Consider the following 20,335-nt stretch of genomic DNA (forward strand, 5'->3'; position numbering starts at 1 on the left):
TGGGGGTTGGGGGTTGGGGGTTGGGGGTTGGGGGTTGGGGGTTGGGGGGAGTTTGTCGGCGGGGAGGCGGGTGGTCAGAAGCCGGATACGCGGATCGACGCGACGACGGACCAGAGGACGATGCCGAGACCTGCGGAGCAGACGGCCGACGCCGGGTAGACCGCCCACGCGAAGGGTGTGCTGCGGCGTGCGGCCAGGACGGTCACGACGGCCAGGGCGAGCGGCACCTGGATCGCGTACGACACGACATATGCCTGGACGAAGGGGTCGTCGATCATCGACCACGACGCGGTGGCCAGGCCGTACATGCCTTCCGCGGCCAGCAGGCCGTACGACAGGCCCGCGGCGGCGGCGGACAGTCCCGGCGAAGCGTTGCGCACGACGTGGCCGAGCAGACCGAAGACCAGCCCCGCGCCGACGGCGAGCCCCAGCCAGAAGCCCGCCGCGCGAACCAGGCTGATCAGCCCGTACATGTCGTACGACGAGCCGTCCTCGGTGTAGCCGCCGCTCCAGCGCCGCGACACTACCAGGATGAGCAGGTAGTACACGGCGGTGGCGACGAGCAGCAGGCCGGTCGCGACGACGGGGGCGCGGCGGGCCCGGCGGACCAGGTAGCCCGTGACGAACGCGGCCGCGCCCCAGGCGAAGCCGTTGCTGGTCAGCGTCAGCACGATGCGCCCGACGGTCTCGGGCAGTTCGTCCCCGAGGAAGGCCAGCGTGCCGAGCGCCGCTCCGGCGACCAGCACCCAGCGCAGGGACGGGCCGACCGCCACGGATGGCTCGGCCTCGGCGACGTCTGTCGCGGTCTCCACCGTGGCCATGACCATCCCCCACTCCGGCACGGAACACCGACTGCGGTTCCACCATCGGCGAACATCATCGCCGAGGCAAGGCTTCGTCGCGGGGCGGCGGGTTCGCCGCGGGTGCAGTACCGTCGCGGCCGTGACACGGGGTGAGAGCACGGTCAACGGGGTGCGGCTGTCCTTTCTGGAGGAAGGGGTCGCGGACGGTCCCGTGGTGGTGCTGCTGAACGGGCTGCCCAGCGAGGCGGAGACCTGGGCGCATACCATGACGGGGCTCGCCGCCCTGCGGGCCTTCCTGAAGGACGGTCTCCGGTGACGCTCGACGAACTCGCCCGGGAGGTCGACGCCGCCTGCCGCCTGCGCGGCGAGTTCCTGCTCCGCTCCGGGCGCACCGCCACCGAGTACTTCGACAAGTATCGGTTCGAGGCTGATCCCGTGCTGCTCGACGCGCTCGCCGGGCGGCTGGCCGCGCTCGTCCCGGCGGGCATAGAGGTGCTGGCCGGGCTGGAGATGGGCGGCATCGCCGTGGTCACCGCGCTGGGCCGGCACACCGGGCTGCCGTGCGCCTTCGTGCGCAAGACCGCCAAGGAGTACGGCACCGCCCGGCTCGCCGAGGGCGCGGACGTCACCGGCCGCCGTGTGCTGGTCGTCGAGGACGTGGTCACCTCCGGCGGCCAGCTCGCGATCTCGACGCGGCAGCTGCGCGAGCTGGGCGCGATCGTCGAGGACGCGCTGTGCGTCATCGACCGCGAGGAGGGCGGCGCGGCCGCGCTGGCCGCCGACGGCATCACGCTGGGCGCGCTGCTGACCCGCTCCGATCTCGACCGCGCACGGGACCGCGCCGGCCGGTAGCGGCGGCTACATTCATACCCGTCTCATCCGGTGTCGGGAAGGGAACGGGATGGTCCGGCTCACCCGTAAGCGCCTGGTCATCGTGGTGGTCGCCGCGGCGCTGCTGATCGCGGGCGGCGGGTACGCCGTCCACCGGGCGGCGCGGTTCGACCTGGCCGCGACGGCCCGGCGGCTGGACGCGCTGACCATCCGGATCACCGGCTCGGCGGCCGAGCTGCGCGCGAACGAGCTGCTCAGCTACCACCGGGTCGAGGGCGGCACCGCGGCCTGCATGCGCGAACGCGGCCAGCCCTGGCGGATCCGCCCGTACGTCAGCTACTACCAGGACTTCACCGACGCCGACCTCGGCTACGGCGACGGCTGGGCGGGTGTGCTCGACTCGGTCACCCACCTCGGCCGCAGGGTCGTGCGCAACGCGATGGGCAGTGCCCGGATGCCGGACGAGACCTCGCCGGAGAAGTGGCACCTGCGGCCGGGCGACGACGTCACCGCTTGGGTGGCGGCGAGCAACGCCTGTCGGGAGCGGTACGAGCATCGCGACTACCACGACACCGATCCGCCGGTGGGCGCCTACGACCTGGTGAACCTGCCCGGCCTGCTGGGCCCGATCGCGGCGCACCCGACGGTGCTGGCGGCGGCGCTGCCGTACTCGCCGTGCATGGCGGCGCGGGGACACACGGTCGGCTGGGACGGCCGGGACGACTTCCTGGTCCGCAACTGGGACCTGCGGCGGGAGGAGGCCCCGATCGACGGCCGTCCGGCCGGGCCGGGGTGGGTGCGGGCGGAGGCCGAGCTGACCGCGCTGTACCGCGACGACGCCGAGTGCCGGATGCCCGCGTACACGGCCGCGATGCGGCTGCTGTCGTGGCGGCTGGACGACTGGGAGGCCGAGCATCGCGAGCAGCTCGACCGCATCCGCGCCGACTGGGAGCGCCGCCTCGCCGAGGCCGCGCGGCTGCCCACGGAGATCAGCCTGCCCCCGATCGCGCCACGGCCCTCACCGGGCGCCTGAACCCGCAGCCCACGCTGTAGGCGCAGTTAAGAAGGGCACCTTCTACAACGCGGAGCGTTGTGAAGGTGCCCTTCCTTTCGGCTCTGGCGACAGTGCGGCCGGCGGTCGCTCACCCCCGTTAGCGACCGCCGGCCTTTCACTGTCCGGGTGGACGCCGTCCCCCAACGGCATCTGTCCACCCATCCCCCTGTGCACTTCGCTCGGCGCCACCAACCTGAAGAACCTGTCTTCCGGCCGGGCCGGCCCGCTGGGACCCCTGGGGCCTTCATCGAGCGTCGCGCCACTGGGGATCACGCTACGTCGCCTGACCTGGGGTCGTCCAGGGCAAACTCAAGATTTTTTCACTGAAAGTAATCGCAGCTCCACTCTCCGCGTTCGTCGCAGAGTGCGGATTCCGTACCCGGACACGGTGCGGATGTGTACGGTTTCCCCCGTTCTGCGCTTCCTGCGCCACCGGATCGTGCCCGGCTGGGCGATTCGGCTACAGGCGCTGGTACATCACGTGCAGGCCGACCCGGCCGTGCGTCGGGTGCTCGAACGTCTCCGGCACCGTGGCGAGGATCTCGAACCCGATCGCCTGCCACAGCCGCACGGCCGCCGTGTTGGTCTCCACCACCGCGTTGAACTGCATGCCGTGGTATCCCTGCGCCCGCGCCCAGTCCAGGACGTGCTCGCCGAGCGCCCGGCCCACGCCGCGGCCCCGGTGGGCCGGGTCGACCATGAAGCTGGCGGTCGCGATGTGCGCGCCCCGGCCCGGCCGGTTCGGGCCCATCTTGGCCGACCCGAGCACGGTGTCCCCGTCCACGGCCACCACGGTCCGGCCCGGGGCCTGCTCCATCCACCACGGCCGGGCCTGCTCGGCGTCCATGCCCTCCGGGAAGGCGTAGGTCTCCCCCGCCGCGACGATCTCGGTGAAGAACGGATAGATCGCGGGCCAGTCCTGGCCGCTCGCCTCTCGAATGATCACGCCGGGACCCTACCGCCCCCTCGATCATTCGACCTGCCTGGCACCAGTGCGCATCTTGAGCGCCCTTTCGCCCGGATGCCGGGCAAGTCGAGTGATCCTGGAGGTCAGATCAGGTCGGCGAGGGCCACCTCGCTCGGCGGTGTCGTGACGCGGCGGGTGACCCGGCGGGCACGGACGTTCGCGGCGTGGGCGGCCGCGCGCAGGGACGCCGCCGCGGCGGTCGCGGCCTCGGTGGCCAGCCAGGCCTGCTTCTCGGTGTCGGCCGCCCGGCGGTAGGCCGTGCGCAGCGACGCGCGGGCGAACTGCGACAGCATCGTCTCCTGCTCGATCGGGTGGCGGCGCGGGTCCCAGCCGGCGCGGTGGGCCAGCGCGTCGCTCAGCTCCAGGGCGGACAGCTGCTGGTGCGAGCACGCCGACATGGCGGAACGGTGCAGGTGGCGCTCACGGAAGGCGTACTCGGCGGGGGTCTGCGGGGTGCGCGGCAGCGGCAGCGCGGCGGCGGTCAGCTTGCGGCGCGCCTCGGAGTCGGCCTCGTCGTAGCGCTGCCAGGCGGTCTCCGCCACGTCCTGCGCGGCCAGCCACTCCTCCCGGCGGCGGCGGGCGGTCGCCGCGGCGCGCTCGGCGGCGACGGTCGCCTCACGGGCCTTGCGCACGAGCGCCTGGGCGTGCGCGGCCAGCAGCGCCTGCTGCTCCAGCAGCTCCGGCGCGGGCACCACCGGCTGGGGCTCCGGCTGACGGGTGTACAGGGTCAGCGCGCCGATGGCCACGACGGCGAGCACGGCGAGCAGCGACCAGACGAGCGCGGCGTTCGGCAGGTCACGGAGGAACAGGTCCAGGACGACGTTCATGATCGACACCTCGGGGTGGTGGAGGGGTGGACGCGACACCAGGGTTCGTCGCGAGGTGGGGGTATTGCGGTGACGGGGCGCGGCACGGCAGAACGGCCACGAGAAAGCGGCACGCCGCGAACAGGGGGCGCGGCGGCGACGGTGACGAGAGGTTACGCGGGCGGGGCGCGGCTGCCCTGCGCCCGAAGGTGCGCCGAGGCGGGCAGCCGGTCGGTGTCCACGACGATGCGGGCCGGCACGGCCGGCTCGGTGGTTCCGATCTGGACGGGTGCGGCCGCCACCGGGGCGGGTGCCGCCTCGTGCCCGGCGGCCTCGGTGCTCGCGGCAGCCTGTCCGGCGTGCGGGCGCGGGGCGGCGTGCGCCGCGGGCTGCCCCGCCGAAGGGGCGAGCAGCAGGCTCATCAGGGCCAGCGCGGTCAGCATCCGCGCCGACAGGCGCACGACCCACCGGATTGGACCGGTGAGCGCGCTGAATGTCACGAAACGAAAACTACCCCGTTCGGGCGAACGTCGCATCCGGAGTGATCGAGACCACAGGACACGGCCGCGCCGGTTCTCTGACAGACTGGCGACCGTCGCTGCCCGACGAACCCGGGGGATCACATGAGCAGCACCGCCTCGCCGATCGTGGAACCCACGCCGACGCTGACCCGCCTCGCACCGGACGTGTACGCGTACCTGCAGCCCGACGGCGGCTGGTGCGTCAGCAACGCGGGAGTGCTGCTCGGCGAGGACGCGGTGACCCTGATCGACGCGACCGCCACCGAACGCCGCGCCCGCCTGCTGGCCGAGCACATCGCGGCCCTGACCTGGGCGCCGGTGCGCACCCTGGTGGTCACCCACCGGCACGGCGACCACCACTACGGCGCGCGCACGGTCGCGCCCGACGCGGTCGTCGTCGCGCACGAAAGGGCGCGCGCCGACATCATCGGCGACGGCCTGAACCTGCCCGGCATCTGGCCCGACGTGGCCTGGGGCGAGGTCGCCCCGGCCGTGCCCACGCTCACCTACACCGACCGGCTCACCCTGCACGCCGGTGCGCTGCGGGTGGAGCTGTGGCACCCCGGTCCGGCGCACACCACCGGCGACACCCTGGTCTGGATTCCCGAACACCGTGTGCTGTTCACCGGAGACATCACGTTCTCCGAGGTGACGCCGCTGTGCCTGATGGGCTCGATCGAGGGCTCGCTGGAGGTGCTGGGGCAGCTCGCCGCCCTCGACCCGGCGGTCGTGGTCAGCGGGCACGGCCCGCTCGCCGGGCCCGAGGTGTTCGAGGCCAACGCGGCCTACCTGCGCCTGGTGCAGGACCTGGCCGCCGACGGACTCGCCGCGGGGCTCACCCCGCTGGAGGCCGCCCGCCGCGCCGACCTGGGTCCGTTCAAGACCTGGCTGGACGCCGAGCGGCTGGTCGCCAACCTGCACCGGGCGTACGCCGAGGCGCAGGGCGCCGAACGGGGCGCCGAACTCGACAACTACGCGATCCTCGCCGACGTGGCCGCGTTCAACGGCGGGCGTGTCCCCACCTGCCTCGCCTGACGTGGCCGGCTGGTTCCCGCCGCCCGGTGAGCTGCGCAACGCCGCCTACGCACGTTCGCCAACACCGTCGGCGGCGGGCTGTGGGCCGCGGGCGGCGCGCTGTACCTGACCCGGCTCGCGGGCCTGCCCGCCACCGTGGTCGGCGCGGGCCTGTCCGCCGCCGCGCTGGTCGGCCTGGCCGCGAGCGTGCCCGCGGGGCGGTTCGCCGACCGCCGCGATCCGCGCTCGCTGCGCGCCGTGCTGCAGGTGCTGCAGGCGGGCGCGGCGCTGATGTTCCTGCTCGTCGACTCGGCGGCGAGCTTCCTGGCGGTCGCCGCCGTCGAGGCGCTGCTGGTCACCGGCAACCTGACGGTGCGGGCCGCGCTCGTCGGCGCGCTGGGCCGGACCGCCGGGCGGGTGCACGTCTTCGCGACGTTGCGCACGGCCGCGAACACGGGCACCGGCACTGGTGACCTACACGGTGCTGACCGTGGTGCTGTCGGCCCGCTTCGGCCGGCGCGCGGAGCTGGCCGAGCCCGCCGCGCGGATGGTCCGCCGCGGCTCGCTGGTGCTGGCCGTCGCGATGCTCGGGTTCGCCGCCGCGACCACGCTGTCCACGGCTGCCACGGTGACCCTGCTGCTGGCGTCCACCGCGGTCTACTCGGTGGGCGAGCTGTGGCACGTCAACGGCGCGACCGGGCTGTCGTACGCGCTCGCGCCCGACCCCGCCGTCGGGCAGTACCAGGGCGTCACGGTGCTGCTCAACGGCCTGGCCATGGCCGCCGGTCCGGCCCTGCTCACGGCCGTGATCGTCGGCTCCGGATCGCCCGCCGGCTGGCTGGTGCCGATCGGCCTGGTGACCGTGTGCGGGCTCGCCGTGCCGCCGCTGACCCGCTGGGCCAGGGCCGGCCCGGCCCGGCCCGGCCCGGCGGCGGAGCCGCTCCCCGGCTGACCGGGTCCGGCATCGGCAAACGCCCTCGCCACGCCGGGCCGCGCTTCTAGGCTCGGGGCGTGGAACTGCGCGTGTTCACCGAACCCCAGCAGGGCGCCACGTACGAGCAGCTGCTCGCGGTGGCGCGGGCCGCCGAGGACGCCGGGTACGGCGCGTTCTTCCGGTCCGACCACTACCTGAAGATGGGCGACGTGACCGGGCTGCCGGGGCCGACCGACGCGTGGACCACGCTGGCCGGGCTGGCCCGCGACACCAGCCGGATCAGGCTCGGCACGCTGATGACCGCGGCGACGTTCCGCCTGCCGGGGCCGCTGGCGATCAGCGTGGCGCAGGTCGACGCGATGAGCGGCGGCCGGGTCGAGCTGGGCATCGGCGCGGGCTGGTACGCCGAGGAGCACGAGGCGTACGGCATTCCGTTCCCGCCCGTCGGCGAGCGCTTCGACCGGCTCGGCGAGCAGCTGCACATCATCACCGGACTGTGGTCCACCCCGGCCGGCGGCGCGTTCGACTTCCACGGCAAGCACTACACGCTGACCCGGTCACCGGCGCTGCCGAAGCCGGTGCAGCGCCCGTACCCCCCGATCCTGCTGGGCGGCGGCGGCAAGCGGCGCACGCCGGTGCTGGCGGCGCGCTTCGCCGACGAGTTCAACATGCCGTTCGCGAGCGTCGAGGACACGGCAGCGCAGTTCGGGCGGGTCCGGGACGCGTGCGTGCGCACCGGCCGCGACCCGGGCGCGCTGCGCCTGTCGAACGCCCTGGTGCTGTGCTGCGGGCGTACCGACGCCGAGGTGGCCCGCCGCGCGAAGGCGATCGGCCGGGAGGTCGACGAGCTGCGCACCAACGGCCTGGCCGGATCGCCGGCGGAGATCGTCGACAAGCTCGGCCGGTACGCCGGGATCGGCGCGCAGCGCGTCTACCTGCAGCTCCTCGACCTGACCGACCTCGACCACCTGGACCTGGTCGCCTCGGCGGTGGCCCCGCAGGTCGCCTGACGCCGCGCCCTGGCCCTGGTTCAGCCCGCCCAGTCGGGCAGCGGTTCGCGGGAGGCCAGCCAGTCGGGCGGGATTCCGGCGAGTCCGGTGTACGCGGCCACGATGCCGCCGACGATCGCCGCCGTGGTGTCGACGTCCCCGCCCGCCTCGACGCAGGTGCGGATCGCCGCCGGGTAGTCGTGCAGCATCCGGGCCGCGACCCAGACCGTGAACGGCACCGTGTCCTGCGCGGTGATCGCCGCACCGTTGCCCAGCTCGTACGCCGCCTCGGCGGCCGGCAGGTGCAGCATCCGCCGCGCCCGGCCGAGCCCCCGGTGCACCCGGCCGGGCGGTGTCAGCGCCCGCACCGCGTCCACGAACGGCCCCGGCTTCGGGCGGGCGCCCGACAGCCGTCCCGCGCAGGCGTGACTCGCGGCGACGGCGACCGCGACCGCCCCGGCCACCCCCTCCGGGTGGGCGTGGGTGACCATCGCCGACGCGACGGCCTGCTCGGCGGCGCGGGCCGGATCGTCCGGGAAGTACGCGCCCAGCGGCGCGACCCGCATCGCGGCCCCGTTGCCGCACGAGCCCTGCCCCTCGAACGCCTCGGTGGCGGCCTGCTGCCAGGGCGCGCCACCGCGCACCCGCCGCAGGATGATGAACGCGCCCACTCCGTACCCCCGATTGGGTTCACAGCGCTGCGCGAACGCCTCGACGAGCCGGTCCGGGTCGATCGCGCCCGCCTCGTTCAGCATCCAGGTGATGGAGCAGGCCATCTCGGTGTCGTCGGTCCATTCCCAGACCGGCGGCGGGACGACGCCCGCCACGAGGTCGGCGACCCTGCGGCCGACCATGAAGTACTGCGCTCCCAGCGCGTCCCCGACGGACAGTCCCGCCAGGCTCTCGGCGGCGTATCCGCGCCGCGTGTTCTCGTGTAGGACGAACCTCATCGTGCCGCCGATCATGTCCCACCGAGTCCACCCCGGCAATCACTTAACCGACCACTTAACCGACCGCGGACCGGACCTCTGCCAGTAACGCCATGGCGGCGTCCACATCGGTGACCGCCGCCTCGGCGAGTTCGGCGAACCCGGCCGGTGCGATCGGCAGCCGGGCGGCGGAGGCGACGATGCCCTTCTCGTTGACCGTCCAGCGGCCGGCCCGCCCGTGCAGCGCCTGCGCCATCACGCCGACCGCGCGGAACAGGCAGCCCGCGACGTACACCGGGTCCTGCGGGACCTTGCGCGCGCCCGTGATGGAGAACTCCGCCTCCCACAGCCCCGCGACCAGCGCGTCCCCGAGCGCCGCCGGGTAGTCGAGCGTCGACTCCCGCAGCTCGGCCAGCTCCCCGGCCGGATCGGCCAGCACCCGGCACAGCGCGACCTCTCCCGCATAGGCGTGGCTGTAGAACCCGAGCGGGTGCCCGACCTGCCGCTCGACGGTGTACCGGCCCTCGCGGCAGTCGTCCCACACCGCCCGTACCCGGTCGAGATCCCGGTAGATCCAGTCGACGGCCTGCCCGTCCACGGTGAGCCAGCCGCCGCCGTCGACCCACGGCCCCCAGTCGCCCGGCCGGTGCACGTCGTGCGCGGTGGCCACCTCGGCGGCCAGCGCCCGCAGCGCGGCCACGTCGAGCGGGCCGCGGTAGTACAGCCCGAGGTCGGTGTCGCTGTCGGGCCGGTGCTCGCCACGGGCCCGGCTGCCGCCCAGCACGACGGCCACCACACCCGGCACGGCCACCAGCCGCTTCGCAAGATCCATTTCCACGGCAGCCCACACTACCCGAGCGGGTCATCGCGGTCAGGGCCGCTCGGCGCGCCGCGGGCGGCACGCACCGGTCAGGACCAGTGGCCCTCCGGTCCGGCGCCGGTCTCGGCAGGCACCCGCAACCGCATCGCGGTCGCCACGTCGCGGCCGGTGCACAGCAGCCAGCCGTAGCGCAGGTCGCAGTCGTCATGACCGGTGCCGAACCGCGCGACCGGCGTCACCCGCAACACCGCAGCGTCGAGATCGACCCGGCCCAGCCGTCCCGGCTGCCCGAGCCCCAGCTCGACGACCCAGAGCCGGTCCCCGTCGGTGAGCACCGGCGACCAGCCGACCAGGTCGGCGAGCACCGCTCCGGTACGCCGGTCGAGCACCTGGCTGTGGGGACGGTCCACGCCCCGGCGACCCGGGTTCAGGAATCCGGCCACGACGGTGCCGCGGCTCGGCGCGTCCACCGCCCCGCCCAGCGCGAAGTTCGGCAGGTCGCTGAGGAGCTTGCCGCTGTCGAGGTCGTACAGCTGGGTGTCGTGGAAGTCGGGCCGGGCGCACACGGTGTCCTCGCCGCACAGCGATAGCTCCCACGGCACCATGCCCGGCTTCGGCATCGGGAAGATCTGCCCCTTGGCGAACGTGGCGCGGTCGTACACCGTGACGGTGGTCGGCAGGGCGGTGCCGCCGCCCTCCGGATACTCCGCCTCGGGTTTCACCAGCAGGTGCCGCTCGGTCGCGTCGACGATCCACGAACCGGGCGACAGCGTGCCGAGCGTCGTCAGCCGCCCGGTACGCAGGTCGAGTGAGCGCAGCGTGCCCTTGTCATCCCGGAGCAGCGCCTTGTCGCGCTCCACCAGGTTGACCGTGCCCTGCCACGGGGCCCGCCACACCTGCGCACCGGTGCGCAGATCGACGCCGACCGAGTCCTCCCGGCAGCCGTTGCACGTGATGGCGACCACCGAACCGGCCGGCCGCCCCACGAGGCTGTGCGGTCGCCGCCACAGCTCACGTCCTGTCCGCAGGTCCAGGCCCACCGTCTGGCTGTGCGACATGTTGGTCACGCCGTCCTCGCGCGCGCTGCCGAGCACGACCAGCACCCCGTCCGAGGCCACATGCGTGGTCACGTTCCCGACGCCCGGATCCGCCGACCACAGTTCCCTGCCGTCGTTCAGGTCGAACACCGCGAGGGTGTCGTCCGGCTGCTCGATGGCGTAGCTGCGGCGCAGCGCGTAGCCGTCCGCGACGACCTCGTACCGCTGTCCCTTGCCGAGCGGCGGCAGTTCCGTGCTCACCCGGAACGGCCCGCCCCCGGCCGGCCCCGGCAGCGACAGCAGCAGCGCCGCGCTCACCACACCGGACAGGCTCCTGGCCCACCACCGCATCGCGGCCTCCCCCGTCACCATCGGACGGTCGGCACAGTACGACACCGCCCCCACCGCCCGCTGCCCGTTTACCTCTAGCGGCCGTCGAGTCCGGTCCGGGCAATCCGCGTACGCTCGCGGCGCCGCCGCATAACGTGGAGATACGCCCTGGTCACCTGCCGGGTGAAACGGGACGAGAGGCCAGCGATGACGCCGAGCGGGGCGGTGCCGGACGCGGCTCCCCCGCGCCCGGCCCTGGTGCTGGGTACGCTGATCCTGGTCGCCGCGGTGGCCAACCTGAACCTGAGCGTGGCCAATGTGGCGCTGCCCGCGATCGGGCGCGCTTTCGACTCGTCGCAGACCATGCTCAACCTGGTCGCCGTCGGCTACTCGCTCGGCCTGGCCGCCTCGGTGCTCTACCTGGGCGCGTTCGGCGACCGCTACGGCCGCAAGCTGCTGCTCATCCTCGGTGTCAGCCTGTCCGTGCCCGCCTGCCTGCTGGCCTCCCACTCCACCTCGGACGTGATGCTGGTGTGCGCCCGGGTGCTGGGCGGCCTCGCCGCCGGCATGGCCTACCCGACCACGCTGGCCCTGATCGCCGCCCTGTGGCGCGGCGCGCCCCGCATCCACGCGATCGCACTGTGGTCGGGCATCGGCGGCGCGATCTCGGCGATGGGCCCGCTGCTGGCCGGAGCCGCGCTGCAGCGGTGGTGGTGGGGCTCGGTCTTCCTGCTCACCCTGCCGCTCGCGCTCGTCGCGCTGATCCTGGCGGTCCGCTGCGTCCCGGCGCACGTCAACGAGTCCACCGAACCGGTCGACCACCTCGGCGGAGTGCTGTCCGTGGTGCTGGTCGCGTCCCTGGTGCTGGCCGTCAACTTCGCGCCGTCCCCCGGGTCCGGCCCGGCCGCGGCCGGGCTGGCAGTGGTCGCGGCCGCCGCGACGATCGCGTTCGTGCTTCGCCAGCGCAGGGCCGCCCATCCGCTGTACGACCTGACGATCGCTGCCCGCCGCACGTTCTGGGTCGCTGCGGTGGCCGGCACCATCGTCTTCGGCTCCCTGATGGGGGCGGTCTTCATCGGGCAGCAGTTCATGCAGAACGTGCTCGGTTACACGGCGCTGCAGGGCGGGGCGGCGATCCTGCCCTCACCGCTGCTGATGACACTCGTCGCGCCGTACTCGGCGAAGCTGGTGGAGCGCCGCGGCTCGCGGTTCACGCTGCTGCTCGGCTACCTGTTCTGCCTGCTGGCGTTCCTCACCATGCTGCTGCTGTGGCACGAGGACGTCGCCTACTGGCGGGTCGGGCTGTCGTACGCGCTGATCGGGGTCGGGATCGGGCTGGCCGGCACCCCGGCGTCGCGCTCGCTGACCGGCTCGGTGCCGGTCCGGCGCGTCGGCATGGCCTCGGGCACCGCCGACCTGCAGCGCGACCTCGGCGGGGCGATCATGCAGTCGCTGCTTGGAGCGCTGCTGACCGCCGGGTACGTCCGGTCGATCTCCACACAGGTACGCGAGCTGCCGCAGTCGCCGGAGATCGCCCAGGCGGTCGTGTCCGAGCTGCAGAAGTCGTTCGCAAGCGCCGCCGACACCGCGCAGCGCTACCCGCACCACGCCGCCGAGATCATCGAAGGCGCCCGCAACGCGTTCCTGGCCGGCGACCGCTGGGCGTACACGGCCGCGATCGTCGCGATCGGGCTCGGCATGGCCCTGGTCGCCCGGTACTACCCCCGCCACGCCGAGGAGAACCGGCTGCTCGCCTCGTACCAGACGGAGGTCCTCGCCGGACGCTCGGCAGGCTGAGGTCCGGCGGGGACAGTGCGCGGCGGCCGCCGTTGCTAGTCTCCCGCGGTGACCCCTCACCGCCGCCTGCTCGCCGCGCTGCTCCTGGCCACCGCCTCCCTCACCGCCTGCGCGGAGAGCGGCTCGCCCGCACCGGCCGCCGCCGGCGCCTCGGCGGGCGCCGCGGCCCAGGCCACCCCCGGCACCGCCACCGAATCCACCGACGACTGCGCCACGGTCAAGACCGCGATGCTGATCGTGTCGATGCGCACGGCCGGGGTCGCGGTCGCCGTCACCCAGGCCGAGCAGGGCGTGAAGACGCCGCGCGCAGGGCTGGACGAGGCCGCGGCGACGCTCGACATGCCGCTGACCATCCTCGACGAGGCCCTCACCCAGACCGCCGGCGAGGACCTGAAGGTCATCGCCGGATCGATCCGGACCGAGGTCACCACGCTCCAGCAGGCCCTGCGTTCGGGCACCGACCCGGCGGCGGCCCAGCAGGCGGTCGAGAAGTACACCACGGCGCTCGAACAGAGGTCACAGGTCCTGAAGACCCGCTGCCCCTGAGGCCGACGCCCGGCTCAGCCGTGGAACTCGTGCACGACCTCGATCAGGCCGACGAGGTGCCGGTTGAACTCGTCCAGCTCCTCGGCCGGCACCCACAGCTCCAGGATGTCCCGCCCGCCGACCTGCTGCACCGGGTAACGCTGTGCGAATTCCCGGTCCACGGCGAACCGGGTGACGTAGCCGGAGCCGCTCGCGGGCACGTTCCAGTCCCGGGCGATCATGATGGCGTACTGCTCGTTGAGCACCGGGTAGAAGATCGGCTGGTCGGGCAGGCGCGGCGGCCAGGCCCGCCAGCCGGACTCCTCCACGAGGGCCAGCTCTTTCGGGCCGGTGGGCCGCCACAGCGTCAACGTCTCGGTCATCACGTGCTCCTCTCGCAGCGGCGCACATTACCGGCGGGAGAGGCGGTCTGGCCAGCGGGTTTGCTCAGGCCGGGGCCGGGCCGGTCGAGGCGCGTACCACCAGCTCGGGTTCGAACAGCAGCTCGTCGTCGGGCACCTGCTCGGCCTCGATCTGGCTGAGCAGCAGCGCCACCGCGGCCTGCCCCATGGCGACGATCGGCTGGCGCACCGTGGTCAGCGGCGGGTCGGTGAACGCCATCAGCCCCGAGTCGTCGAAGCCGACCACGGACACGTCGGCGGGCACCTGCCTGCCGGACCGGCGGACCGCCCGCATCGCCCCGATGGCCAGCACGTCACTGGCGCAGATCAGCCCCGTCGCGCCCTCGGCGACCAGGCGCGCGGCGGCGGCGTGGCCCTCCTCCATGGTGAGCGCGCCGTACGCGACCAGCTCGGCCGCGCCCTTGCGGGCGGCCCGGTAGGCGGCCAGCTTGCGGGCCGAGGGCACGTGGTCCGGCGGGCCGAGCACCAGCCCGATCCGTTCGTGGCCGAGCGCCGTCAGGTGGGCGTACGCCTGCTCGACCGCGTGCTCCTCATCGGTGCACACCCGCGGGAACGCCAGCCCGTCCGCGCTTGCGTTGATCAGCACCGTCGGCAGCCCCCGCTCGCGCAACAGCGCGTAATGCTCGTGCGCCGCCCGGGTCTGCTGGTAGAGCCCGCTCGCGAAGATCACGCCGGAGACGTTCTGCTCCAGCAGGATGGTGATGTACTCCGACTCGGCCACCCCGTCGACGGTCCGCGCGCACAGCACCGGCGTGAACCCCTTCTTCGCCAGCGCCCCCGCCATCACCTCGGCGAACCCCGGAAAGATCGGGTTCTGCATCTCCGGCAGCACGATCCCGACCAGCCGGGCCCGCTCGCCCCGCAACTTGGTCGGCCGCTCATATCCCAGCACGTCGAGCGCCGACAGCACCGCCGCCCGGGTGGCCTCGGAGATCCCCGGTTTGTTGTTCAGCACCCGCGACACGGTGGCTTCGCTGACTCCGACATGTTGGGCCACCTCGGCCAGCCTCCGCGCCATCGCGCAAGTGTAGAACACGACAGTGCAAGCCACTTGCAGAAGATTTCGTTCATCGGCGCAACCGGCCGGTGTCCGCGCGTCGGCCCGTCGCACCCATGACGCGATGGAGCCCAGGGCCGACGATCACGCCGGGAGATATTGCCCACCAGGGCGGGCACCGCCGTATACTCCATGTATGCAGACGAGTATGCGAGTGTCGAGGGAGAACCGTGACGCGCTGGCACGTATCGCGGCTGAAGAGCTGAACGGAGCGAGCCTTGACGAGACGCTGCGGGTACTGATTTGGCAGCATCGGGCCGCGCTGGATGCGGCGCGGCTGGAGGCCGACCCCGAGGCGCTGGCACAGTATCGCAACGAGGCACGTGAGTGGGCGGAACTGGATGTGGCGGTCGTTGAGTGACCCCGCCTCAACGTCGCGTTCAAGTCGCTCCCTGGCAAGTGTGGTGGGTGCAGTTCAACCCCCAGGTGGGCCACGAGCAGGCAGGTGAGCGGCCCGCAATCGTGGTCGGCTCGACGCTGGCCTGCTCGCTGCCTAACGGGCTGGCCCTGATGGTGCCGTGTACGACCACCGACAGGCAGCTTGTCTGGCAGCCCGAGATCAATCTCGGTGGACGGCGCGGGTTCGCGATGTGCGACCAGGTCAAGGCACTGTCCACGGAGCGGCTCGTACGCCGGCATCAGGCCACACTGACCAAACCTGAGCGGGATGCCATCGCGTTCGCGCTCGGGCAGCTCATCGCCCCGGGCTGACCAGTCGCGCCAATGCGGCGTGCGCCTGGGGAAACGCCAAGGACGGCTCTTTCCGAGCCGCAGGCCGACAGGACCCGCGGCGGTGGTCCGCTCAACCACCGCCGCGGGCGGCTTTCATGCGGTGCGCAGCCAGGCGGCGGCGTCCGACGGGAGCCGGCCACCGTCCAGGTCGATGCTGGTCAGCAGGATCGCCGAGTGCTCGGGCAGGTCGACGGGCTCCGTCGACAGGTTCACCACACAGGTGAATCCGCCGGGCCGGGTGAAGGCAACCACCTGCTCAGGCGTGTCCAGCCAGGTCATCGGCCCGTCGCCGAGCCCGGCCTCGGCACCCCGCACGGCCAGCGCCGCCTGGTAAAGCCGCAGCATCGAGCCGGGATCGGCCTGCTGCGCCTCCACGGTCAGGCTCGTCCAGTCCGGCTGCGGCAGCCAGGCCGGAGCCGAGCCCGACGGACTGAACCCATGCGAGGAACCCGACGACGACCAGGGCAGCGGCACCCGGCAGCCGTCGCGGCCCGGGTCGGTGCCGCCGGAGCGGTGGTAGATCGGGTCTTGGCGGGTGTCGTCGGGCAGCCGCTCGACGTCGGGCAGGCCCAGCTCCTCGCCCTGGTACACGTACACCGAGCCGGGCAGGGCCAGGGTCAGCAGCGCCGCCGCGCGGGCCCGGCGCAGGCCGAGCGCCTCGTCGGTGGGCGCGAGGTGGCGGGCTTGGCGCAGGCCGTGCTCGAACCCGGTCTCGGCCCGCCCGTAGCGGGTGACGGTGCGGGTCACGTCGTGGTTGCACAGCACCCAGGTGCTGGGCGCGCCGACCCCGGCGTGCGAGGCCAGCGTGGCGTCGACGCAGTGGCGCAGCGCCTTGGCGTCCCACGGGCAGCCGAGGAAGTCGAAGTTGAACGCGGCGTGCATCTCGTCGGCGCGCAGGTACTGCGCGAACCGGTCGATGTCGGCGAGCCACACCTCGCCGATCAGGGCGCGCGGGGTCTCGTACGAGTCCGCGACCGTCCGCCACGACCGGTAGATGTCGTGGATCTCGTCGCGGTCGACGAACGGGTGCGGGGTCGGCGGCGCGGCCGGGTCGAAGTCGGCCAGCTCGGGGTCCTTGACGCACATCGCCGCCGAGTCGATCCGGATGCCGTCCACACCCCGGTCGAACCAGAACCGCAGGATGTCCTCGAACTCGTCGCGGACCAGCGGGTTCTCCCAGTTCAGGTCGGGCTGCTCGGGGGCGAACAGGTGCAGGTACCACTCGCCGTCGGCGACCCGGGTCCAGGCCGGGCCGTTGAAGACGGAGTTCCAGTCGTTGGGCGGTAGCTCACCGTGCTCGCCCCGCCCGGCCCGGAACCAGAACAGGTCCCGGGCCGGCGAACCGGGCCCTTCGGCCAGCGCGCGCTGGAACCAGGCGTGGGCGTCGGAGCAGTGGTTGGGCACGATGTCGACGATGATGCGGATGTCGAGCCGGTGCGCCTCGGCGATCAGCGCCTCCGCCTCGGCGAGCGTGCCGAAGGACGGGTCGATGTCGCGGTAGTCGGCCACGTCGTAGCCGGCGTCCGCCATCGGCGAGGGGTACCAGGGGCTGAACCAGATCGCGTTGATGCCGAGGGCGTGCAGGTACCCGAACTTGGCGCGGATACCCGCCAGGTCGCCCACGCCGTCGCCGTTCGCGTCGGCGAAGGAGCGCGGGTAGACCTGGTAGATGGCGGCGTGGTGCCACCAGTCGCGGGTGTCGTTGTGGAACACGGGTACCTGCCTTCAGTGATTCGCAGTGGGTCCGGTCAGAAACCGCTGTTGCCGGGGCCGCGGTTGAGCGTGTAGCCCAGCCGGTTGATCAACCCGCCGCTCGCGGCGCCGGAGACGGTGACGTACGTGACGTACGCGCTGCCCGCGGCGTTGAGCTCGATCCCGTACGTCCCGGCGCCGTTGACGGTGACGTGGTCGAGCGTGAGGTTGGTGATGGTGCGCTGGAAGCTGAGCAGGATGCCCTGGTACGTGGAGTCGATGATGTCGACGTCCAAGACCTGCACCGGAGCCGTGATGTCGGTGGCCTCCGCGTAGATCCACAGGCCGCCCAGCGCCGAGTTCCAGTTGCGCTCGAAGCTCGACGTGCGGGTCAGCGTGTTGCGAGCCACCGTGGTGGTGTTGCTGAACGGCAGCGCCCCGTGCCAGGTGCTGATGGCGATGCCGGACCCGGCGTACACCGAGTCGCTGATCAGGTTGTCCTCGATGCGGTTGCCGTTGCCGCCGTAGATCGCCGCGCCGTTGGCCAGCATCGGCAGCGCCACCGTGTTGAAGGCGAACGCGCTGTTGGTGACCGGGGCCGAGTTGGACCACATGGCCAGCGCGTCGTCGCCGGTGTTGCGCAGCGTGCTCTGGTCGACGCGCACGTTGGTCGCGCCGCCGTTGACGTTCACGCCGTCGGCGAAGATGTCGCGCATCCGGGTGCCGACGACGTACAGGCCGTTGGTGCCGGTGGACGGCCACATGCCGACCTTGGTGTGCTCGATCCAGACGTTGCTGACCAGCGAGCCGGTGCCGAAGTTGCCCTCGATGCCGGCGTCGAACGCGCTGTCGTCGCGGTAACGCACGTCCCCGGCCAGGGTGAAGTCGGCCAGCCGCACGTTCGAGCCGGTGGCGAAGAAGCCGCCCTTGCCGTTCGTGCCCTTGATGACGGTGTGCCACACACCCGCGCCGCGCAGGCTGACGTTCTGGATGTTGAGCCGGGCGTTCGTGACGAACGTGCCGGCCGGCACCCACAGGCCCTTGCCCTGGCTCTGCGCCGCCGCGATGGCGCTGTTGAACGCGTTGGTGTCGTCGCCGGCGTCGTTGGCGACGGCCCCGTACGAGGTCACGGTGAGGTAGTCCGCCGGGGCGGACAGGGCCGCCGGGGCGACCTCGGCCTCGATCAGGTCGATCGTGTAGTACGACGCCGACGAGGTCGCGTCCTTCTGCAGCTTGATGACCGTGCCCGCCGGGTACGTGGTGCCGAGCAGCACCCGTACGTCGTCGAAGAAGCGGTGCGGCTCGCCGCCCGCCGGGTTGTTGTTGTACGGGTACGCCCCGTACACCCAGCTGTAGACCGAGCTGAGGGTGACGTCCTGGATCTTCGTGCCGCCCGCGTACAGCGCGAGCGGGTTGGTGTTGCCGGTGCCCGCCGCGTTGTCCGGGATCGAGTAGCGGATCACGAACGCGTTGGCCGGCTTGGTCAGCGTGACCTGCACGTACTGCCCGGTCGACGACAGCTTCACGGCGCGGCGGCCGGACGCCTCCGACGGCTCGGACAGGTAGGCCCGGTTCGGCCCGATCAGCGAGGCGTTGGTGCTGCCCGACTCCGCCTCGTAGACGGTGTACGGCAGCGTCGCGCCGCGGGTGGCCAGCGCCGTGCCGCTGCCGACGGTGACGTTGTCCAGCAGCACGTTGCCCGAGTCGCCCGAGTCGTACTGGTAGGCGATGATGTTCAGCCCGGCGCGCAGGGTGAGGCTCTGCGCGGCGGTGAGCCAGCCGGACCCGGCGGGCAGCGAGAGCTGGCCGGTCTTGAGGTCGTTGACGTACACCGACACGGTGCGGGCGGCGCCGTTGGTGTTCGTGTAGCGCAGCGTCACCGTGGTCGCCCCCGCCGTGGTGGCGTTGACGGTCCGGATGACGCGGGCCCCGGCCGTGGTCAGGCCGGTCACGTAGCCGGTGCCGGTGTAGCCGCCGGTGCCGGTCGCGGTCGAGGTGCCACCGGCGATGAAGCCGGTCTCCAGCTCGTACGACATCCCGGTCGGCGGCGGCGTCGGGCTGGTGCTCGGGGTCGGCGTCGGGCTCGGCTGCGTCGTCCCGGACACGGTGATGTTGTCCAGGTTGATGTTGCCGGAGTCGGTGCTGTCGAACTTGAGCGCGACCGTGTTGTTCCCGGCGTTCAGCGACACCGACTCGGCGATGGTGCCCCAGGTGTCCCAGTTCGCGGTGGCCGGCAGGGTGATCTGGCGCAGCTTGCCGCCGTTGACGTACAGCGACAGGGTCATGTTCGCGCCGGTGCCGTTGGCGTAGCGCACGGTCACGGTGGCGGTGCCCGCGCTCGCGACGTTGACGGTGAACGACGTTTTCGCGTTGCCCTTGTTGCCGTCGGTGTAGCCGCCGACGAACCCGGAGCCCGTGTAGCCCGGGTGGTCGGTGGCGACCGTCGCGCCGCCGGACAGCGACGCAGACTCGGCCTCGTACTGGCCCGCGGGCGGGGCGGCGAAGTCGGCGACGGTCAGGCTGTCCAGGTTGACGTTGCCCGAGTCGGCGCTGTCGAACTTGTACGCCACCGTGCTGTCGCCGTTGGCCAGCGAGACCGTCTCGACCTGGGTGCCCCAGGTGTCCCAGTTGGCGGTGGCGTTCAGGCTGATCTGCTTGATCTTCGAACCGTTCACGTACAGCGACAGGGTCTTGGTCGCCGTGGTGCCGTTGGCGTAGCGCAGGGTCAGCGTGCGGTTGGCGGTGCCGGACACGTTCACCGTGAACGTCAGGTTGGCGTTGCCCTTGTTGCCGTCGGTGTAACCGCCGACGAACCCGGAACCGGTGTACCCGGTGTGGTCGGTGGCGACGACGGTCCCGCCGGACCGGGCGGCCGACTCGGCCTGGTACGTCGTGGTGGCGGCGGCCGCGGGCAGGGCCGTGAGCAGGCCTGCGCCGAGGGTGAGCACGGCCGCGGCGAGAGCGGCCAGCAGGGTGCGAGCGGGGATGCGGGAAGCGGTGCGATGGTGCAGCGTCATTGCGTACTCCCTTCACTTGCGTCGGTGTGTCCCCCGTGGCGGAGCAGCACCGACCGGC

At 72.7% G+C, this 20,335-nt stretch carries 22 protein-coding genes; 10 read left to right on the top strand and 12 right to left on the bottom strand.

Features of this window, described 5'->3' with window-relative positions; all coding sequences use genetic code 11:
- Positions 1-74: 74 nt before the first annotated feature.
- The gene (locus ACFQO7_RS06495) at positions 75-821 is read right to left on the bottom strand and encodes a DUF6518 family protein (RefSeq protein ID WP_376805561.1); all 747 of its coding nucleotides are present in this window, start codon (positions 819-821) and stop codon (positions 75-77) included.
- Between the two features lie 121 nt (positions 822-942).
- On the opposite strand from ACFQO7_RS06495, the gene ACFQO7_RS06500 reads away from it, so the two are divergent.
- The 3 genes from ACFQO7_RS06500 to ACFQO7_RS06510 are packed head-to-tail and all read left to right on the top strand — an operon-like array spanning position 943 to position 2,667.
- Positions 943-1,119 carry an alpha/beta fold hydrolase gene (locus ACFQO7_RS06500; RefSeq protein WP_376805562.1) on the top strand — a complete coding sequence of 59 codons (177 nt, stop codon included), beginning with the start codon at positions 943-945 and terminating at the stop codon, positions 1,117-1,119.
- On the top strand, positions 1,116-1,655 hold the full coding sequence (locus ACFQO7_RS06505) for an orotate phosphoribosyltransferase (RefSeq protein ID WP_376805563.1): 540 nt from the start codon (positions 1,116-1,118) through the stop codon (positions 1,653-1,655). Before ACFQO7_RS06500 ends, ACFQO7_RS06505 begins: the two co-directional genes overlap by 4 nt.
- A 49-nt stretch (positions 1,656-1,704) precedes the next feature.
- Positions 1,705-2,667: a hypothetical protein gene (locus ACFQO7_RS06510; RefSeq protein ID WP_376805564.1), complete on the top strand. Its 963-nt coding sequence runs from the start codon at positions 1,705-1,707 to the stop codon at positions 2,665-2,667.
- Between the two features lie 481 nt (positions 2,668-3,148).
- On the opposite strand, the gene ACFQO7_RS06515 is transcribed toward ACFQO7_RS06510, so the two are convergent.
- The 3 genes from ACFQO7_RS06515 to ACFQO7_RS06525 all read right to left on the bottom strand — a co-directional run bounded on the left by ACFQO7_RS06515 (position 3,149) and on the right by ACFQO7_RS06525 (position 4,961).
- Complete coding sequence (locus ACFQO7_RS06515) at positions 3,149-3,634, bottom strand: GNAT family N-acetyltransferase (RefSeq protein ID WP_376805565.1); 486 nt, start codon at positions 3,632-3,634, stop codon at positions 3,149-3,151.
- 104 nt (positions 3,635-3,738) lie between these two features.
- Positions 3,739-4,482 carry a hypothetical protein gene (locus ACFQO7_RS06520; protein WP_376805566.1) on the bottom strand — a complete coding sequence of 248 codons (744 nt, stop codon included), beginning with the start codon at positions 4,480-4,482 and terminating at the stop codon, positions 3,739-3,741.
- 152 nt (positions 4,483-4,634) lie between these two features.
- Positions 4,635-4,961 carry a hypothetical protein gene (locus tag ACFQO7_RS06525; protein WP_376805567.1) on the bottom strand — a complete coding sequence of 109 codons (327 nt, stop codon included), beginning with the start codon at positions 4,959-4,961 and terminating at the stop codon, positions 4,635-4,637.
- Positions 4,962-5,084: 123 nt separating this feature from the next.
- On the opposite strand from ACFQO7_RS06525, the gene ACFQO7_RS06530 reads away from it, so the two are divergent.
- Positions 5,085-6,017 carry an MBL fold metallo-hydrolase gene (locus tag ACFQO7_RS06530; protein WP_376805568.1) on the top strand — a complete coding sequence of 311 codons (933 nt, stop codon included), beginning with the start codon at positions 5,085-5,087 and terminating at the stop codon, positions 6,015-6,017.
- A gap of 45 nt (positions 6,018-6,062) precedes the next feature.
- On the opposite strand, the gene ACFQO7_RS06535 is transcribed toward ACFQO7_RS06530, so the two are convergent.
- Positions 6,063-6,419, bottom strand: a complete 357-nt coding sequence (locus tag ACFQO7_RS06535) for a hypothetical protein (RefSeq protein WP_376805569.1) — start codon at positions 6,417-6,419, stop codon at positions 6,063-6,065.
- 46 nt (positions 6,420-6,465) lie between these two features.
- Here ACFQO7_RS06535 and ACFQO7_RS06540 point away from each other — a divergent pair, with 46 nt between their 5' ends.
- Both ACFQO7_RS06540 and ACFQO7_RS06545 read left to right on the top strand, forming a co-directional pair.
- A complete protein-coding gene (locus ACFQO7_RS06540; RefSeq protein WP_376805570.1) occupies positions 6,466-6,948 on the top strand; it encodes an MFS transporter in 483 nt (160 codons plus the stop codon).
- A 59-nt stretch (positions 6,949-7,007) separates the two neighbouring features.
- The gene (locus tag ACFQO7_RS06545; RefSeq protein WP_376805571.1) at positions 7,008-7,940 is read left to right on the top strand and encodes an LLM class F420-dependent oxidoreductase; all 933 of its coding nucleotides are present in this window, start codon (positions 7,008-7,010) and stop codon (positions 7,938-7,940) included.
- 20 nt (positions 7,941-7,960) lie between these two features.
- Here ACFQO7_RS06545 and ACFQO7_RS06550 read toward each other — a convergent pair whose 3' ends face one another.
- The 3 genes from ACFQO7_RS06550 to ACFQO7_RS06560 all read right to left on the bottom strand — a co-directional run bounded on the left by ACFQO7_RS06550 (position 7,961) and on the right by ACFQO7_RS06560 (position 11,077).
- Positions 7,961-8,869: an ADP-ribosylglycohydrolase family protein gene (locus ACFQO7_RS06550; protein WP_376805572.1), complete on the bottom strand. Its 909-nt coding sequence runs from the start codon at positions 8,867-8,869 to the stop codon at positions 7,961-7,963.
- A gap of 55 nt (positions 8,870-8,924) precedes the next feature.
- Positions 8,925-9,680, bottom strand: coding sequence for a nucleotidyltransferase domain-containing protein (locus ACFQO7_RS06555; protein ID WP_376805766.1), 756 nt, complete (start codon positions 9,678-9,680; stop codon positions 8,925-8,927).
- Between the two features lie 77 nt (positions 9,681-9,757).
- Positions 9,758-11,077, bottom strand: coding sequence for an outer membrane protein assembly factor BamB family protein (locus ACFQO7_RS06560; protein ID WP_376805573.1), 1,320 nt, complete (start codon positions 11,075-11,077; stop codon positions 9,758-9,760).
- Positions 11,078-11,242: 165 nt separating this feature from the next.
- On the opposite strand from ACFQO7_RS06560, the gene ACFQO7_RS06565 reads away from it, so the two are divergent.
- Positions 11,243-12,832 (top strand): MFS transporter, encoded by a 1,590-nt coding sequence (locus tag ACFQO7_RS06565; protein ID WP_376805574.1) that lies wholly within the window; start codon positions 11,243-11,245, stop codon positions 12,830-12,832.
- A gap of 48 nt (positions 12,833-12,880) precedes the next feature.
- The gene (locus tag ACFQO7_RS06570; protein ID WP_376805575.1) at positions 12,881-13,378 is read left to right on the top strand and encodes a hypothetical protein; all 498 of its coding nucleotides are present in this window, start codon (positions 12,881-12,883) and stop codon (positions 13,376-13,378) included.
- Between the two features lie 14 nt (positions 13,379-13,392).
- Here the strand turns inward: ACFQO7_RS06570 and ACFQO7_RS06575 are convergent, their stop codons facing one another.
- Both ACFQO7_RS06575 and ACFQO7_RS06580 read right to left on the bottom strand, forming a co-directional pair.
- Positions 13,393-13,740 (bottom strand): ADP-ribosylation/crystallin J1, encoded by a 348-nt coding sequence (locus ACFQO7_RS06575; RefSeq protein WP_376805576.1) that lies wholly within the window; start codon positions 13,738-13,740, stop codon positions 13,393-13,395.
- Positions 13,741-13,804: 64 nt separating this feature from the next.
- Positions 13,805-14,797, bottom strand: coding sequence for a LacI family DNA-binding transcriptional regulator (locus ACFQO7_RS06580; protein ID WP_376805577.1), 993 nt, complete (start codon positions 14,795-14,797; stop codon positions 13,805-13,807).
- 175 nt (positions 14,798-14,972) lie between these two features.
- Here ACFQO7_RS06580 and ACFQO7_RS06585 point away from each other — a divergent pair, with 175 nt between their 5' ends.
- Entirely contained in the window at positions 14,973-15,197 is a 225-nt protein-coding gene (locus ACFQO7_RS06585) for a hypothetical protein (RefSeq protein ID WP_376805578.1), read from the top strand.
- 38 nt (positions 15,198-15,235) lie between these two features.
- Positions 15,236-15,547, top strand: coding sequence for a type II toxin-antitoxin system PemK/MazF family toxin (locus ACFQO7_RS06590; protein WP_376805579.1), 312 nt, complete (start codon positions 15,236-15,238; stop codon positions 15,545-15,547).
- Between the two features lie 114 nt (positions 15,548-15,661).
- Here ACFQO7_RS06590 and ACFQO7_RS06595 read toward each other — a convergent pair whose 3' ends face one another.
- Together ACFQO7_RS06595 and ACFQO7_RS06600 are read right to left on the bottom strand one after the other, a co-directional pair.
- On the bottom strand, positions 15,662-17,281 hold the full coding sequence (locus ACFQO7_RS06595; protein WP_376805580.1) for a glycoside hydrolase family 13 protein: 1,620 nt from the start codon (positions 17,279-17,281) through the stop codon (positions 15,662-15,664).
- A 35-nt stretch (positions 17,282-17,316) separates the two neighbouring features.
- Positions 17,317-20,277, bottom strand: a complete 2,961-nt coding sequence (locus tag ACFQO7_RS06600; protein WP_376805581.1) for a carbohydrate-binding protein — start codon at positions 20,275-20,277, stop codon at positions 17,317-17,319.
- Positions 20,278-20,335: the final 58 nt, after the last annotated feature.

The organism is Catellatospora aurea (assembly GCF_042663325.1).
Taxonomy (GTDB): Bacteria; Actinomycetota; Actinomycetes; order Mycobacteriales; family Micromonosporaceae; genus Catellatospora; species Catellatospora aurea.